21 protein-coding genes are annotated in these 14,941 nt (G+C 69.1%); 12 read left to right on the top strand and 9 right to left on the bottom strand.

The window, feature by feature from the left end; translation table 11 throughout:
* Nucleotides 1-30 precede the first annotated feature (30 nt).
* From G412_RS34800 to G412_RS0116860, 4 genes are read left to right on the top strand one after another with little or no spacing between them, the layout of a single operon-like run.
* Entirely contained in the window at nucleotides 31-267 is a 237-nt protein-coding gene (locus tag G412_RS34800) for a hypothetical protein (RefSeq protein WP_037649042.1), read from the top strand.
* Nucleotides 268-308: 41 nt separating this feature from the next.
* Entirely contained in the window at nucleotides 309-875 is a 567-nt protein-coding gene (locus tag G412_RS0116870) for a hypothetical protein (RefSeq protein ID WP_037649040.1), read from the top strand.
* Between the two features lie 32 nt (nucleotides 876-907).
* The gene (locus G412_RS40930) at nucleotides 908-1,513 is read left to right on the top strand and encodes a hypothetical protein (protein ID WP_028813114.1); all 606 of its coding nucleotides are present in this window, start codon (nucleotides 908-910) and stop codon (nucleotides 1,511-1,513) included.
* 4 nt (nucleotides 1,514-1,517) lie between these two features.
* Entirely contained in the window at nucleotides 1,518-2,174 is a 657-nt protein-coding gene (locus G412_RS0116860; RefSeq protein WP_028813113.1) for an OmpA family protein, read from the top strand.
* A 119-nt stretch (nucleotides 2,175-2,293) separates the two neighbouring features.
* Here G412_RS0116860 and G412_RS0116855 read toward each other — a convergent pair whose 3' ends face one another.
* Nucleotides 2,294-2,485, bottom strand: a complete 192-nt coding sequence (locus G412_RS0116855) for a hypothetical protein (protein ID WP_028813112.1) — start codon at nucleotides 2,483-2,485, stop codon at nucleotides 2,294-2,296.
* Nucleotides 2,486-2,495: 10 nt separating this feature from the next.
* Nucleotides 2,496-3,347 carry a helix-turn-helix domain-containing protein gene (locus tag G412_RS0116850; protein WP_028813111.1) on the bottom strand — a complete coding sequence of 284 codons (852 nt, stop codon included), beginning with the start codon at nucleotides 3,345-3,347 and terminating at the stop codon, nucleotides 2,496-2,498.
* 288 nt (nucleotides 3,348-3,635) lie between these two features.
* Between G412_RS0116850 and G412_RS34795 the strand changes: the two genes are divergently transcribed.
* A complete protein-coding gene (locus G412_RS34795; RefSeq protein WP_051338419.1) occupies nucleotides 3,636-4,139 on the top strand; it encodes an ATP-binding protein in 504 nt (167 codons plus the stop codon).
* A 36-nt stretch (nucleotides 4,140-4,175) separates the two neighbouring features.
* On the opposite strand, the gene G412_RS34790 is transcribed toward G412_RS34795, so the two are convergent.
* Complete coding sequence (locus tag G412_RS34790; protein WP_037649093.1) at nucleotides 4,176-4,448, bottom strand: hypothetical protein; 273 nt, start codon at nucleotides 4,446-4,448, stop codon at nucleotides 4,176-4,178.
* 5 nt (nucleotides 4,449-4,453) lie between these two features.
* A complete protein-coding gene (locus tag G412_RS0116835; RefSeq protein ID WP_028813110.1) occupies nucleotides 4,454-4,942 on the bottom strand; it encodes a hypothetical protein in 489 nt (162 codons plus the stop codon).
* Between the two features lie 84 nt (nucleotides 4,943-5,026).
* Here G412_RS0116835 and G412_RS0116830 point away from each other — a divergent pair, with 84 nt between their 5' ends.
* Both G412_RS0116830 and G412_RS0116825 read left to right on the top strand, forming a co-directional pair.
* The gene (locus tag G412_RS0116830) at nucleotides 5,027-5,368 is read left to right on the top strand and encodes a PadR family transcriptional regulator (protein ID WP_028813109.1); all 342 of its coding nucleotides are present in this window, start codon (nucleotides 5,027-5,029) and stop codon (nucleotides 5,366-5,368) included.
* A 71-nt stretch (nucleotides 5,369-5,439) separates the two neighbouring features.
* Nucleotides 5,440-6,132 (top strand): permease prefix domain 1-containing protein, encoded by a 693-nt coding sequence (locus tag G412_RS0116825; protein WP_028813108.1) that lies wholly within the window; start codon nucleotides 5,440-5,442, stop codon nucleotides 6,130-6,132.
* A gap of 95 nt (nucleotides 6,133-6,227) precedes the next feature.
* Here the strand turns inward: G412_RS0116825 and G412_RS0116820 are convergent, their stop codons facing one another.
* Nucleotides 6,228-6,671 (bottom strand): nuclear transport factor 2 family protein, encoded by a 444-nt coding sequence (locus tag G412_RS0116820; RefSeq protein ID WP_028813107.1) that lies wholly within the window; start codon nucleotides 6,669-6,671, stop codon nucleotides 6,228-6,230.
* 107 nt (nucleotides 6,672-6,778) lie between these two features.
* Here G412_RS0116820 and G412_RS0116815 point away from each other — a divergent pair, with 107 nt between their 5' ends.
* Entirely contained in the window at nucleotides 6,779-7,396 is a 618-nt protein-coding gene (locus tag G412_RS0116815; protein WP_028813106.1) for a PadR family transcriptional regulator, read from the top strand.
* The gene (locus tag G412_RS0116810; RefSeq protein ID WP_078607067.1) at nucleotides 7,383-8,219 is read left to right on the top strand and encodes an SGNH/GDSL hydrolase family protein; all 837 of its coding nucleotides are present in this window, start codon (nucleotides 7,383-7,385) and stop codon (nucleotides 8,217-8,219) included. The genes G412_RS0116815 and G412_RS0116810 overlap by 14 nt, the downstream gene beginning before the upstream one ends.
* A gap of 62 nt (nucleotides 8,220-8,281) precedes the next feature.
* Here the strand turns inward: G412_RS0116810 and G412_RS0116805 are convergent, their stop codons facing one another.
* Entirely contained in the window at nucleotides 8,282-9,232 is a 951-nt protein-coding gene (locus G412_RS0116805) for a zinc-binding dehydrogenase (protein WP_028813104.1), read from the bottom strand.
* 105 nt (nucleotides 9,233-9,337) lie between these two features.
* On the opposite strand from G412_RS0116805, the gene G412_RS0116800 reads away from it, so the two are divergent.
* Nucleotides 9,338-10,027, top strand: coding sequence for a TetR/AcrR family transcriptional regulator (locus G412_RS0116800; protein ID WP_037649036.1), 690 nt, complete (start codon nucleotides 9,338-9,340; stop codon nucleotides 10,025-10,027).
* Nucleotides 10,028-10,034: 7 nt separating this feature from the next.
* On the opposite strand, the gene G412_RS0116795 is transcribed toward G412_RS0116800, so the two are convergent.
* Both G412_RS0116795 and G412_RS0116790 read right to left on the bottom strand, forming a co-directional pair.
* Entirely contained in the window at nucleotides 10,035-10,394 is a 360-nt protein-coding gene (locus G412_RS0116795) for an antibiotic biosynthesis monooxygenase family protein (protein ID WP_037649034.1), read from the bottom strand.
* A 93-nt stretch (nucleotides 10,395-10,487) separates the two neighbouring features.
* On the bottom strand, nucleotides 10,488-11,519 hold the full coding sequence (locus G412_RS0116790; protein WP_028813101.1) for a helix-turn-helix transcriptional regulator: 1,032 nt from the start codon (nucleotides 11,517-11,519) through the stop codon (nucleotides 10,488-10,490).
* 112 nt (nucleotides 11,520-11,631) lie between these two features.
* Here G412_RS0116790 and G412_RS0116785 point away from each other — a divergent pair, with 112 nt between their 5' ends.
* Nucleotides 11,632-13,035, top strand: coding sequence for an FAD-binding oxidoreductase (locus tag G412_RS0116785; protein WP_051338418.1), 1,404 nt, complete (start codon nucleotides 11,632-11,634; stop codon nucleotides 13,033-13,035).
* Nucleotides 13,036-13,059: 24 nt separating this feature from the next.
* Here the strand turns inward: G412_RS0116785 and G412_RS0116780 are convergent, their stop codons facing one another.
* A complete protein-coding gene (locus tag G412_RS0116780) occupies nucleotides 13,060-14,040 on the bottom strand; it encodes a type IV toxin-antitoxin system AbiEi family antitoxin domain-containing protein (RefSeq protein ID WP_037649032.1) in 981 nt (326 codons plus the stop codon).
* A gap of 156 nt (nucleotides 14,041-14,196) precedes the next feature.
* On the opposite strand from G412_RS0116780, the gene G412_RS0116775 reads away from it, so the two are divergent.
* On the top strand, nucleotides 14,197-14,934 hold the full coding sequence (locus tag G412_RS0116775) for a hypothetical protein (RefSeq protein WP_028813098.1): 738 nt from the start codon (nucleotides 14,197-14,199) through the stop codon (nucleotides 14,932-14,934).
* Nucleotides 14,935-14,941: the final 7 nt, after the last annotated feature.

The raw sequence follows: 14,941 nt of genomic DNA, 5'->3' as shown, positions 1-14,941 counted from the left end.
ACACGTCGGCCCAACTCGGAGGGGTACCCCATGTCGAAGGACATCGCGCTCAAGACCGCCACGAAGACCCAGCTCGCGATCACGAACTGGCGGAACACGGTCGTGTCCCGCATGCAGAAGCGGGCGGACGAGGGCGCGAGTGTCGTGGAGTACGCGGGTTTGGTGGTTGTGATCGCGCTGATCGTGGTGGCGGTTCGGGAGCTGAACTTGGACGAGACAATTTCGACGGCTATCGGCGATGCCGTGGACGACATCACCGGCGGCTGACGTCTGGCAGGTTTCGGCAGGACCGAGGGCAGACCCTCCCCATGTACGTCGTGGTGGTGGGGGGTCTGCTCTTTCTTGCGTTCGCGTACTTTGCCTTCGCTCAGGCGGCTGTTGCCCGCAATGCCGGCCAGTCGGCCGCTGACGCGGCAGCACTCGCTGCGGCTCAGGATGCACGGGACGAGCTGACCGACGGTTTCTTCGAGCACCTGGGTGATCCCGTTGCATGGCCGAGGTGGTTGATGGCCGAGGGGGACTTCGGCGGCGGATATGAGGCTGCTGCGGCGCAGCTCGCTGGTGAAAACGACTCGAACCTTGATGGTCCGGTCGAACTCACCGAGGTCAACGGTTACCCCGCATTTACGGCCAGGATCGAGACCCGCTTCACGGTGGGTGACTCTGTCATCCCGGATACGGAGAACACACGCGCCAAGGCCGACGCCACTGCTGTGATCGAGCCCCGATGCGAGATGGTGGGCGGCAGCGACCCGGCGAAGCTGATCGAGATTGACTGCGAGGGTAGCGGGCTCTGGGAAATCGACCCTAAAGACTTCGTCGAAGCTGACTTGCCGTACCCGAAGGACCTGTTCTCCGTTCATCTGGCCGAGTGACGAGCGAACGTAAAGAAAAGGAAGAGTAAGCGATGAGCATGCGGCACGCCATGAAGGCCCGAAGGGCACTGACCGCGGTGGCGATCACGACTGGCTTGGTCCTCACGGTGGCCGGTTGCGGCGGGGACGAGGGCGACAAGCCCAATGCGGGCTCGTCTTCGACGCCCGCTGACTCCGGCGGGAAGGGAAAGGAGAAGCCCAGGGACGAGGAGTCACCGGGCCCGGTTGAAGAGACTGTCTTGGCTGAGGTGACTGGTGGCGGAAACAACACCACTCTCATTGTCAACTCAGCGGTGCGGGACGAGGGAGGCTTCCTCACGATCTCCGGCAAAATGAAGAACGGTAGTGGGAAGTTCTGGAACCCCACTTCTTGGAGGGGAAACGAAAAGGAGCTCTCCGGCAACGCTGCTTCCATGGCTGGCGCTTCCTTGGTGGACCAGGTTGGGAAGAAGAAGTACCTCATTCTTCGCGACACCGATGGGCGCTGCTTGTGCACTCAGTTCTCCGGCGGCTTCAAGGAGAACGAGGAGAAGACGTGGTACGCCCAGTTCCCTGCCCCCCCGGCGGAAACCGTCAAGGTTGACTTCCAAATCGCTGACATGCCCGTGGCGACCATCGAGATCTCCGATGGCGAGTGACCCCATGTCCTTCACCCTCTCCCGAAGTCGCCCAGCGCACCTCGCCGCAGCCACTCTTGCCACAGCGGTGCTGTTCACGGGCCTGTCCGTGACGAGCGCCCATGCCGACCCCGAACCCAGCGCACCCCCCGGCAGCACCACGTCATCGCCGCCCCCCGAAGTCGACTCCAACTCACCAGGCCTCAAACTGGGCGACGGGGCCACCCTCGCCCCCGCCCGCGTCATCGACATCAAGTCCGTCGTCGAAGACCTCGGCGGCGAGGAGCGGCGCGAGGACACGAACTCCGACGTGAAGTTCGCGCTTCAGGCAGAGGTGCTGTTTGGCAAGGACAGTGCCAAGCTCAACGCGGAGGCCGCGTCCCGTATCAAGGCCATTGCCGACGAGATCCTCGCCCAGAAGGCGACCAAGATCCGGGTCTTCGGATTCACGGACGACCTCGGCTCGTACGAGCACGGCAAGGTGTTGTCCAAGAAGCGAGCGGACGCGGTGCAGCAGGAACTGAACAAGTCCCTTGACTCCACCGTCACGTTCGAGATTCGCGGGTACAGCGAGGACTATCCGATCGCCGATAACGACTCGGAGGAAGGCCGCAAGAAGAACAGGCGTGTAGAGGTCTCGTTCCCGCGCGGCGAAGTGTCCGAGTCGGGCACTGAGAGCTGAGCTGGCACATGAGCTGGCACATGAGAGAAGCGAGCGGGGAAGCCTGGCGGGAGGATGGCTCGCTGAGCCCGGCCAGCGTCGGCGAATTGGTTGCCGACGCCGACCGGGTCCGCCGATGACTACAAGAGGTGGTCCGCCTTGCCGGCCTTGATGTCGCGGATCATGGTGCGCAGCGCCTCGTGGCTGTCGGTGAGGTAGTGCGCCTCCTCGCCGTTGATGGCGATGTAACCGTTGCCTTGTGCGTCGGTACCGAGACGGAAGCAACTGGCTCCCTCGCCGCAGAACGGCTCTTCCCACATGATGTCCGGCATGGAGGCCTCCTCAGATCTGTCGTGCGATGTCATGGATGAAGTCCCGTGACGCTTCAGGTGGCAGGGCGATCCGTTCCATCCAGTCGAGGTGTGCTCGGTACTTCGCCAACTGGGCATCGGCATAGAGGAATTCCGGGCCGTGTGTGCTGTCGATCTGCACTGTGTCCAGTTGGGCAACCGGCCCCTCGGCATAGTTGACCGTTTGACCGGCCCCTGGGAAGGCCCCGGCCGCGAACGGGATGACCAGCAAGCTGATGTGGTCCCGCTCCGACAGTGCCAGTAGGTGTTGAAGTTGGGCGCGTGCCACGTTTCGTCCGCCGAACTGCATACGCAAGGCGGCTTCGTGGACGATGCCGACGTACTCGGGTGGGGAAGTACCCTCCAGGACCTGCTGACGTTCCACGCGATGTGCGAGCCTCAGCGCAACTTCGTGCTCCGGCAGGGGCGGGACAACGACGCGGAAGACGGCGAGGGCGTGGTCGCTCGTTTGCAGCATGCCTGGGATGTGCACGGAGTGGGCCGAACGCATGCGAGTGGCGCCGGCCTCCAGTTCCGCGATGTCCAGCAGTCCGGCCGGCAGACTGCCCCGGTACCGCTCCCACCAGCCGCGCTGGCGGGGCTGGGCCATTTCGATCAGCGCGTCGACGTACTCCTTGTCTGTGCAGCTGCAGTTGCAGGCCAACGTGCGCACACGGTCGGCGTCGATCGCACGCACGCCGGTCTCGATGTGCGAGAGCCTGCCGCGATCGATCGCCAGGAGCCCAGCCGCGAACTCGGCTGACATCCCTGCGGATGTTCGCATTTTGCGCAGCTCGGCGCCCAGTCGCTTCTGCCGCTCCGTGGGCGAGGTCCTCGCTGCCATGCCGCTCCCTTCGATGTGCGTCGGGTGCAGTCTGCCGCTTGTGCGTGCGAGAGAGCCACGATGGGCTTAATTCGCGGATTGGAAGGCCAAATTAGGCCGTGACGGCCCTACGGTAAGTAATGCACGGCTCGCGTACGTGAGTTGGAAGTGCATCGCGCGGTTCTGCCCGCAACCTCCTGCCCTGGGAGGGGCGGTCCCGCGTCAGGGAGACAGGCCCACCACTCATCACCCGTACCGCTACGCCACACGTACACCCACACGCCCTGCCCTCCACCAAGGGAGTCGACGATGCTTCCATTCATCCGCACCGCACTCTGCCCGGCCGGCGCCGGGCACGGTCAGGGGCCCGAGCCCGGCCCGTACCTGCCTCGGCGCCCGGACAGTGGGCTCGCGCTCAGCCTTACGGTGCCCTGCGTACCCCGCAGCGCTGCCATCGTGCGCGGTGCGATGGCCTCCGCACTGCGCGCCCACGGTCTGGACCGTTTCGGGCTGCCCGCCCTCCTCGTCGCGACTGAGTTCGTGGCCGCAGCGACGAAGTCGGCCCATGGGGAGGACCTCTATCTCTCCCTCCGCCACCGCAACGACGCGCTCCGCGTGGTCGTCTGGGACCAGCACCCCCGCCACGTCGACCCTGACGCCGTAATCCTCTGCGAGGACCGGCGCCGGCGTTCCCTCTGGCTGCTCGCGGCCGTGGTCGACGACTGGGGCGGCGACTGGGGCGTGGGTGAGGCGGCAGTACGCCCGGAGTCACGCCACCACGGCACCAAGTCCTGGGCCTTCCTGCCCCGGTGACTTCGGCGCACGGGTGGCGTCGTTCCAGCCGGAGGGTTAGGTCATGGCGTCGCGGGGGCGGCGAAGGTGGCTGCGGATCCGCCGCAGGGCTAGCAGGCCGCCCACTCCGGGGACGAGGGCCAGCCATCGGGCGCCCGATGAGGCGGCGGCCGGGACAGGCCAAGTGGTCGCGATGACAACGAGGTAGGCGGTGCCGTGGAGGGGGCCGACGAGCGTACTGACCGCCTCCGTGTGCGTGGTGAGCAGGTTGAGCAGCAGGGCCGCGAGGGAGGCCGCTTCGACACCGGCCGCGATCCGCAACGCGCGCAACGGGCTCACGCTCCCGTCGTCGAGCCGGGGCGAACGATCATCAGGACGACGACGATCGCCCACAGGAGGTTGAACATGCCTGTGAGCATCGTCAGCCGGGTCACCGTGGGGGGTCGCCCGTCGTGGCCCGCCGGGTGCGGGGGCGGGGGCGTGGGCGGCGCGAGCAGGCGCTGTTGGCTGGGCAGGATGGCCAGGACCAGGACGGCCGCGGCGATCGCGGTCAAGGCGAGCGACGCGATCAGCCAGGCGTCGGTGAGGACGCCGAGCTGTGCGCCGGTGGCGATCCCGAAGACCGGGACGGCGACTCCGGCGATGGCGTAGCCGCGGCAGATCCGGTGCAGGAGCGCGGCGATCCCGGCGGCTCGGTCGTCAGGCTCCTCGCCGCCGGCTGCCGATTGCCGGGCGTAGCGGGGGAACAGCGAGGCGGCCACGGTGATCGGTCCGACCACCAGGATCGCCGCCAGGACATGTATGGACAGCAGCAGCTTGGTCACTGCGGGCTCCTCGGGGCCGGGCAGCTATATGTTGGCTGCCAATAGGTACCATGCCTACAGCGTCTTTGGGTAGGCTGCCTACCTATGAGGGCAGACGCGGTACGAGGACACCTGGACGGGCTGCTGCTGGCCGTGCTCGAAGCGGGCCCGCTGCACGGCTACGCGATCATCGCCGCGGTCCAGCAACGCAGCGGAGGCGTGCTCGATCTGCGTACGGGCACGATCTATCCGGCGTTGAACCGGCTGGAGCGGCTGGGGCTGCTGAGCAGCAGTTGGGATTCCGTCGGCGAACGGCGACGGCGTTGCTACGAGCTCACCGACGCCGGCCGGAACAGTCTCGCCAATGAGCGCACGGCATGGCGCGAGTTCACGGCAGCGATCGGCTCTGTCCTGAACCCGGCGCCGCCGCCCCGGCCTGCCACGTGAACGCCGCCAGTCGGCCGGCCGACCGCGACCGCGACGACGGCCTCGATCGCGGCCTCGACGGCGGCCTCGTCCTGGATCCCGACTCCGAACTCGACGACCCTGTCGAGGGTTACGTCGTGGCCTTGGCGGGCGCCCTGCGCGGTCCGGCCCGAGTCAAGGCCCGGATGATCGAGGAGGTACGCGACGGCCTCGCGGAGACGGTCGCGGCGTACACCCGCGAGGGAGTGCCGCGCGAGCGAGCCGCCCGGCAAGCGGTGCGGGAGTTCGGAAGTCCCGACGAACTCGTGCCTAGCTGTCAGCGGGAGCTGACCATTGCCCAGGCCCGGCACACCGCCCGAGCCGTCGTACTCACCGCGCCGTTCCTGATCGCCTGCTGGTACTTGGTGTGGAGCACCGATCCCGGCGGGGAGTGGATGGTGCCGCGTACGGCCCAGTTGCTGGCTGTTCACCTGGCCAGCGTCGCGGGCGTCGGCGCACTGCTCGCCGCGGCCGGGCTGGCAGCCACCGGCACCCTCGCCCGCTGGCTGCCTACGCCGCACCGGTTGCCGCTCGCGGTCGCATGGGCTGGTACGACCGCGAGCGTGGCCATGGCGATCGCCACCCTCGCGCTCGCCATCGCCTCGCTCCTGGCCACGAACTGGCCCCTGGTCGCGCTGGCCGGCTCGCTCGCAGCCGCGTCGCACGCCGCCATGGCGGCCTCGGCCCGCATGTGCCGGCAATGTGCCCGGTTGCCGATCCGGGTGGGGGCGGCGGTTGCCCGGTGACCGGGTAGCCCGTCGTCGAGGACCCCGTCGTCGAAGACAAGGACGGCATCAGTCGCGGATCGTCGACCGCGCCGGTCAAGAGGCAGGGCTCACGGTCACGCGGTCGGTGTGGTCGGCGCTGCCACCAGGCCGTCCGCCACGAGGCCTGCCAGCACCGCTTCCCCTAGTGCGAGTACCGCTGACTGCGGGCGGACCATCACCGTGAACTCCTTGACCAGGCCCGCTTCGTCGAAGTGCAGCAGGTCGATGCCGTGGATTGCCTTGCCGTTCACCACCGTACGGAAGAGCAAGACCGCCGACGCCGTCTCGGTGCCATCCGCGCCGGTCTCCGCCGTGCCGGCGAACTCGCCGACGTAACGGAAGTCCTCGAAGGTGCGCAGCAGCACGCCGAAGAGTCCCATGACCAACGGTTTGCCTTCGAACGGGCGGAACTTCACCGGGCTGTAGAGGCGGATGTCGTCGGTGAACAGGGCGTCCAGGGCGCCGAGATCCCCCTTCTCCACGGCGGCGCGGAAGCGATCGGCGGTAGCGGTTCCCATAGTCATGGCCGTGACCTCACCTCGTTCTTATAGTCAGCGATCTGAATAGTCATTTTCTTGACTATGATGATGGCGGGGAGTGCTACGAAAGGGAAGGGGTCGCATCGATGGCATTGCGACATGCGGTACTCGCCGCGCTGCTGGTCGGTGACGGAAGTGACGCCGGTGACACCGGCGGCGACAGTGGTGGCCGAGGCGAGTACAGCGGGTACCAGCTCGCCAAGGCGTTCGACATCGGCGTAGCCAACTTCTGGCACGCCCTGCCCCAGCAGCTCTACGCCGAGCTGGCGAAGCTGGAGAAGGAGGGCCTGGTCGCAGGGCGGCAAGTGATCCAGGAGACGCGGCCCAACAAGCGGCTGTTCCGCGTCACCGACGCCGGTCTCGCCGAGCTCGACGCCTTCGCCGCCGCCTCGTCGAAGCCGTCTTTCATCCGTGACGACCTGTTGGTCAAGGTTCAGGCCGCCGATTCCGTCGACACCGGTCCGGTGATCGAGCAGCTTGAGGAACGGGCGTCCGTGGCCGAGGCCAAGATCGAGCTCTTCGGCAAGGTGCTCCGCAAGATGCGCGGCGAGCTGGACGAGGAGGAGTTCCTGCGCCGGGGCGAACGAATCGGCCCGTACCTCACCTGCCTGCGGGGCCTGGCCCTGGAGCAGGAGAACCGGGAGTGGAGCATGCGCGTCGCGGCCGTACTGCGCGAGAGGCGGGCGGCTCATGTCGAGCGCTGAGCGTGTGCCGGACGCGCCGGGGGTGCCGGGCGTGCCGCGTGCGCCCGGCCTGCCGTACGAGCGTTACGTCGCCCTCGGTGACAGCCAGACCGAAGGCCTCGGCGACGGCGACGACGCCACCGGCCTGCGCGGCTGGGCGGACCGTCTCGCCGAACATCTCGCGGCGGTCAACCCCCACCTGCAGTACGCCAATCTCGCCGTACGGGGCCGCCTCGCTGGCCAGGTCCGCGCCGAGCAGCTTGCGCCTGCCCTGGCGCTGCGCCCCGACCTCGCGACGGTCGTCGCCGGGGTCAACGACCTGATGCGGCCACGGTTCGACGCCGTTGAGGTGGTCGGGCACCTGGAGGCGATGTTCGCAGCGCTCACGGCTGCGGGGGCCCGCGTGGTGACGGTCACTTTCCCCGATGTCGGGAAGATCGTGCCGCTCGCCCGGCCGCTGCGGCCCCGTGTGCACGCCCTCAACGCGGGCATTCGCGCGGCGGCCGCCCGCCACGGTGTCCCGGTCGTCGAAACCGCTGGGCACGCTTTCGCCGTCGACCCGCGCGTCTGGACGGAGGACCGGCTCCATCTGAGCCCTCTCGGCCACGAACGGTTCGCTGCCGCCGCAGCCCACGCCGTCCAGCTCCCCGGCGCCGACGACGGGTGGACGCGACCCCTGCCGCCGTACACCGCCGTCACCGGCCGGCGGGCAGCGACGGCCGAACTCCGCTGGATCGCCGCGCATCTGGGCCCCTGGCTGGGCCGGCGTCTGCGCGGCCAATCCTCCGGCGACGGGCGTACGGCGAAGCGGTCGCAGCTGTGGGCGGTGTCTCCGCCCCCGTAACACACGGCATGGAGCCGGGGGGGTTGGGGCGTCAGGGAGCGGGGCGTCACGGACCGGGGGTGTCAGGTGATGTCCAGGACCGCCTTGCCGTGGAGCCGGCGTTCGAGCAGTGCGCCGATGGCGTCCCCGGCCTTCTCCCAGCCGCCGCGCCATGAGATCTGCGGGTCGAGCTCGCCGGACGCGACACGTTGTGCGAGCCACGTCAGGTCGGGGGCGAGGCCGTCGCAGGCAGGCAGGGAGAAGGTGACGATCGAGCGGTCGTGCCGGCCGTTGTCGCCGAAGAGGGCGCCGTACGGAAACGTCTCGCCCTCATGCGCGGCGTGTCCGACGGCGACCAGTGTGCCGCGCTCGGCCAGCATGCTGTAGGCATCGATGAGTTGCTGTCCTCCCACGAGATCCACGGCGCCGTGCACCGGCTCCTTGAGGTGGGGGAGTCCGGACCCCGTCACCACCTCGTGCGCACCCTGGGCGCGCAGGCTGTCGCCGTGGCGCTCGGGGTCTCCGGTGGATGCGATGACGTACGCGCCGCCGCGCCGGGCGAGTTGGACGGCGTACCGGCCCGTGCCGCCCGTGGCTCCGGTGACGAGGACCCGCCTGCCGAGGATCGGGCCGAGGCGGTGCAGGGCTCGCGGGGCGCTGGTTCCCGCGACGGGAACCGTACTGACGGACCCGAGATCGGCTCCGGCCGGGACGGTGCCGATCCAGTCGGTGTCGACGGCGCGCAGCTCGGCCCACGCGCCGTCGAGACCGAGGGTCACGACCGGTGTGCCGACTGCCGGACCGGACCCGTCGGCGGCGGCCTGCTCCACCACGCCGGCCGCATCCCACCCGAGGACGGTGCCGTCGGGGGTGTCCGCCAGGCTGAACCGGACCTCGCCGTAGTTGAGGGAGGCCGCTGTCACCCGTATCAGGGCCTGGTGCGGGGCGGGTTGGGGATCGGGGGCCTCTCCCAGCCGCAGTCCGGCGGATGCGGACAGGGAGCGGGAAGGACGGTCGACGAGCAGAGCACGCATGGGGGGCACCCTTTCGTTGGTCGAGGAGCCCTCTTTATGCCACTGGGTGGCACAAGTGTGCAAGTGGCTTTTACCTCTCAGGTGCCCTTGGGTACTCTTGCCTCCATGACGGCGCCCATGACGAACGAGTTGCCGCTGCGAGAGCGCAAGAAGCTGCGTACGCGGCAGGCATTGATCGACAGCGCTCTGGAGCTGTTCGGCGAGCGGGGCTTCGGTGGGGTGACTCTCGACGAGCTCTGCGACTCGGTGGAGGTCTCCAAGCGCACGTTCTTCCGGTACTTCAGCAGCAAGGAAGACGTGGCCATGGCGCCCACGCAGGACCTGTGGCTGGCCTTCCTCGACGAGCTGGAGACGCGGGAGCCGGGCGACCGCCCGGTGCTGGAGATGCTGCGGGACGCGTTGTTCGCGGCGGTGGAGAGGATGGCTGCGGACGGCCGCTGGACGAGGCGGGTGCTGATCAGCCGCCAACTGGCGGCGAGTACGCCGTCGATGGACGCGCACGGCCTGCACTTCTGCCACCGCACGAGCCGGGCGGCGCTGGAGCTGCTGCATCGGCGGCTGGACTTCGCGGGCGGCGGTGGCGGTGGCGGTGGTGCCGCTGCCGCTGCCGCACCGGTCGACCTGCGGCCACGGCTGGCCGTGGACATGCTGGTCGCGGCCTTCCACTGCGCGTTGGACGCGTGGGTGCCCGAGCCGGGCATGCCCGTACGAGGCGAACTGGCCGCCCACGTGCGCGACGCCTGCGCGGCGCTCCCCGGCAGCCTCACGCTCACGGCGACACTGCGCACCGGTTAGGCCATGGTCAGCCGCGGGGCACGGAGAAGTCGACAGCGACGTCGTACAAGGCTGGGTTTGCCGTGATCGGTGTCTGCTTGTTCTCCCGCGCGGCTCGGGTTCGGGCCTGGAACTCCGTGTCCGCGGTGGCGGCTTCCCACGCCTCCTGGCTTTCCCAGTGAGCCACGTTGACGAGCTGGAACCGGCTCTCCGACGAACGGGCCCGGTGCAGCCGGGAGTCGATGAAACCCGGCTTGGTGCTCATGATTGCGGCGCGCTGCTCCCACTGGGCGGCGAACGCGTCGACCTGCTCGGCAGCTACTTCGAAGATGTTGATGAACGTGACGGACGAGCCCGGTGCGTCCACCGGCTGGTTGTCTGTGGTCATGGCCGAACTCTATAGGTGGCCTACAACTGTCCCTCTAGCAGGCCGAGTTGGACGTACTCCCTGCACATCGCCGAGCAGTGCCGCGTGGTCGGCTCAACCCGTGCTCGGTGGGTAGAGCGAGGAGAGGCTGGCCACAGCCCTGGACAGTTCCCGCAAGGCTTCCGGCGGGCCGAGGACCTCGACGTCGGTGCCGAACTGGAGCAACTGGCGGACAGCGGTGAATACCGGATAGGTCAGCTCGGCCGTGAGCCACTCGCCGGCGTCCTGGTCGGCGCCGTGGCCTGCGCCCGGGCCTGCGCCCGCCTCGGCGCTGCCGCCTGGGGTCGTGGCGGGCGAGGCCGGGCCGCGGTAGTTCGCACCGGTGATCCGTCTGACCATGTCCAGTCGGTGCCGGCGCACCCGTGCCACCACTCGTATCGCCGTACCGCGGTCCTCCACCTCGAGCCGAAGTTCCTCCCACACCTGCGCCAGCTCCATGCCGTCGCGGCGGCACACCGGTTCGGCGGTGACGGTGGAGTCGGAGAGCCGGTCGGTGCGGAACAGCCGTGGTCCGCCTCCATGGTCGGCCACGAGGTACCAGGTGCCCGCCTTGCAGACCAGTCCGTACGGATCGACGGTGTAGCGGTTCAGCTTCGTGCTGCCGCTGTGCCGGTAGCCGATGCTCAGCCGCCGGTCGGCGAGCACGGCGGTGTACAGCACCTCCAGGCCGGCCTCGGCGCGTGGCCCGGCCAGCCAGCGGTCCGGATCGATCAGGACGCGGCGGCTGCTGAGTTCGGCCACTGGCCGGTGCGGTTCGGGCAGCGCCGCCATCATCTTGCGCAGCGCGGAACCGAGGGCGTGGTCGAGCCCGAGCGCCGAGTGCGCGCTCTGGCCGACCAGTACGAACAGCGCCCGCGCCTCGTCCCTGGTCAGCCCGGTCATGTCCGTACGGAAGCCGGGGAGGAGCCGGATGCCGCCGTACTTGCCGCGCTCCGTGTAGACCGGCACGCCGGCCGCCGACAGCGCTTCGACGTCGCGGTAGACGGTGCGAACCGATACCTCCAGACGCTTGGCGAGCTCGGTCGCCGGGACCAGGTCGCGCTGTTGCAGCAGAAGCAGGGTGGACAACAGTCGGTCGAACTTCATGTGTGGAGTCTCCTCTCCTCTTATCTCTGCTTTCTCTCCTGCATACCTGTCGGTGGGTGTCAGGTTTCAGCCTCAAGATCGTGGCCGTCGGACGAACCGAACGGAGAACGTTGTGCGGCACATTGACATCGAAACGCTCGTATCCCATGTCGAGGGCCCGGTCCTGCGGCCCGGCGACGAGAGTTACGACGAGGAGCGGACCGGGTTTAACCTCGCGGTGCGGCACCGGCCCGACGTGATCGTCGGCGCCACCCGGGCGGAGGACGTCCAGGCGGCTGTGCGGTTCGCTGCGGAGCACGGGCTGCCTGTCGCGGTGCAGGCCACCGGGCACGGCTACTCGGTGCCGGCCGAGGGCGGCCTGCTGATCACGACCGGCCGGATGAGCGGCGTGGACGTGGACCCCGCCGCGCGCACCGTGACCGTCGAGGCCGGTGTCCGCTTCGAGCAGGTCATCCCCGAGACGGTCCCGTACGGGCTGGCGCCGCTGAACGGTTCCGCGCCGCACGTCGGCGTCGTCTCCTACGTCCTGGGCGGTGGAATCGGACTGCTGGTGCGCTCGTTCGGTTACGCGGCCGACCAGGTGCGCAGCATGGACGTGGTGACCGCCGACGGCAGCCTGCGTCACGTCACCGCGGACAGCGAGCCCGACCTGTACTGGGCGCTGCTGGGCGGCAGGGACAACTTCGGCATCGTGACCCGGTTGCGCATGGGCCTCGTCCCGGTGGCCAGGCTGTACGGCGGGGGGATCTTCTACGACGCCGAAGCGGCGCCCGATGTTCTGCGGGCGTACCTTCGCTGGACCGCCGGCCTGCCGCAGGAGATGAACTCCTCGGTGGCGCTGATCCCGATGCCGGACGTCGAGGAAGTGCCTGAGCCGATGCGCGGCCGGCACATCTACCACGTACGGATCGCGTTCACCGGCAGCCAGGAAGAGGGCGAGCGGCTGGTCGCACCGCTGCGTGACACGGCCGGCCCCGCGCTCTTCGACGCGCTGCGGGAGATGCCGTACGCACAGAGCGCGTCCATCCATGACGACCCGCCGGTGGCGGTGCCGTTCCTGCGGGAGGTCGCCCTGTTCGAGGGGCTCGGCGACGAAGCGCTGGGTACGGTCCTGGAGCACGCCGGGCCGCAGGCGACGGTGCCGTGTGTGGTGGAACTGCGGCACTTGGGCGGCGCGTTGGCTGCGGCGCCCGCGCACCCCAACGCGGTGTCGCACCGGGAGGCGCAGTACATCCTGTCCGTCGTCACGCTGCTGTTCGGCGGCACCGAGAAGGAGAGCCGACCGGTCCTCCAGCGCCTCTTCGACGCGCTGGAGCCCTGGAGCACAGGCAGAAGCCTGAACTTCATGGGCTATGGCGAGAACGCCGGCCGGGAGCGGGTCCGTACCGCCTACACACCCGAAGTGATCAAGCGGCTGGGCGAGATCAAGGCGGCCCACGACCCGGAGAACCTCTTCCGCCTCAACTACAACATCCCGCCGCGGGGGACGGGGGACGGGGGACGGGCAACGGTCTAGGGACGGGGTGGAGGGCGTTGGGCGTCAGACCGCGCTTGCCAGTGTCAGTGCGCTGCGGATCTCGTCGATCATTGTGTCCGGTCGGCGGTAGACGTCGATCGCGGTGAAGCGCAGCGACCTGCGGATGGCTCCGCACAGGGCGAGTTCGTTGAAGCGGCGGACGTCGCGGTCGTGGGCCGTTCGGTCGCCGTGGTACGCGTAGCCCTCGATCTCCACCGCTACACCCTCCGCCCGGAACAGGAAGTCCACCGACAGACGCCGACCGCCCGGCCGTCTGACGTGCGCCTGGGGCTCGGGGTGCAGGCCCGCGTCGTGTATGCGCAGGCGGGCTACGGTCTCGGCGGGTGAGCCGCTCCTCCGGTCGGCGAGTGCCAGCCGGGCGCGCCCGGCCCGTACCCCCCGCCGAGGGCCGGATTCCAGCGCGTCGCCGATCGCTGCGAGGTGCGTGAACGCGGGGCGTCTGGACTTTGGGTCGCCCCGCAGCGGGCGGATGGACACCGCGGACTCGACAGCGACCAGCGCCTCCTCCCTCGGGCTCGACCGCAGCAGGTCCGCGAGGGTACGGGTGACCGCGGTGACGCGGATCCCGGAGATGTACGCCGTGGCTCCCGAGGGCAGCGGCGCCCGGTGTACGCGGGCCTGTGGGGGCAGGGTGATGGATGTGCTCGTGTCAGTGGGAGTCGTGAACTCCAGCCCCGGCTCCGTGGTGTTCGTCGTCCACGGCAGCTCGATCCCGTGCAGCCACGCCGCCGTCCGGTGGCTTGCGATCAGTCGGGGGTGGGCGAGTTGAACCGCTCGCAGTCTTACCGTCCGGTCGACCGCGAGTCCGGGTACGGCCCAGGTTCCCCGGCGGACCGGAGTCCAGCCGTCCCGTTTGAGCCGGCGGTGGAGGCGGGACGGCGTCCAGCCCAGCTCGGCGGCCTGACGTGTCAGCAGGACACCGCGCTGGCTCTGGGCCAATGCGGTCAGCGAGACCAGTTCCGGTTCCCCCGTGGTGCGGCTCATGTCATCGAGGTTCGCAGGCGGGGCCCGGCCCGCGCGACCCCTGTGGATAACTCTCGCGCCCTACGACGTCTGGGTCCACAGGCCCACGCACTGGTGGGCCGGTCGTTGTTACCGTGCCTGCATCCAGTGGCCGCGCGCGCAGAGGAGCGATGAGTCGTGAAGAAGACAGCAACGGCGGCCGCAGCGGCGCTGGTTCTGTGCCTGTTCCTCACAACAGTGGGATGTGGCACGCCTTCGTCCGGAAGTGGGACGAAGGAGTCGACCTCGTCCGGGCCGACGGCCCCCGACGCCGCGGACAAGCCCGTCACCAGCACCGGCGCGACCCTCGGCGAAGGTGAGTTGAAGAAGGTCGCCCTGGTGAGCGGCGACGTACCGGGCTTCACCGTTACGCCCCTGCAGGGCGGCGGTGAAACCGGCAAGGAGCGCTCCGAGCAGCCCGAGTGCCAGGCGCTCGCCGCCGTCATCAACGGTGCCCCCGAGCCCGCCCCGTCCGCCGCTGTCCACCGCACCCTCATGGACGAGTCGGAGGAGGGCACGGACGATCAGACGGTCGTCACCGAGATCCTGACGTCGTACCCACAGGGGAGCGCGGTGCAGGTGCTCCAGGGTGTGAAGGACGCGATCGGAGCGTGCGGCCGTGGCTTCAGGACCACCGGTGGCGACGGCCCCTCCACGTACACCGAGGTGAAGGAGCTGCCCGCGCCCAAGGCGGGGCAGGAGGCCCTCGCCTACCAGGTCACCGGGTCGTTCGAGGGGGCCAGGGTGCCGCTCGTCTTCCAGCTCGTACGGACCGGATCGACGGTCGTCATCTTCTACACCGCGAACTTCATCGACGCGAAAACGCCCGAGATACCCGCCCGGCTCGCCACAGCCCAGGCCGCGAAGCTGCCCTGATGGCCGA

This window comes from Streptomyces flavidovirens DSM 40150 (assembly GCF_000429085.1).
GTDB lineage: Bacteria > Actinomycetota > Actinomycetes > Streptomycetales > Streptomycetaceae > Streptomyces > Streptomyces flavidovirens.
Note: the sequence above shows the minus strand (reverse complement) of the source record. Positions and strands in the feature narration are given on the sequence as shown.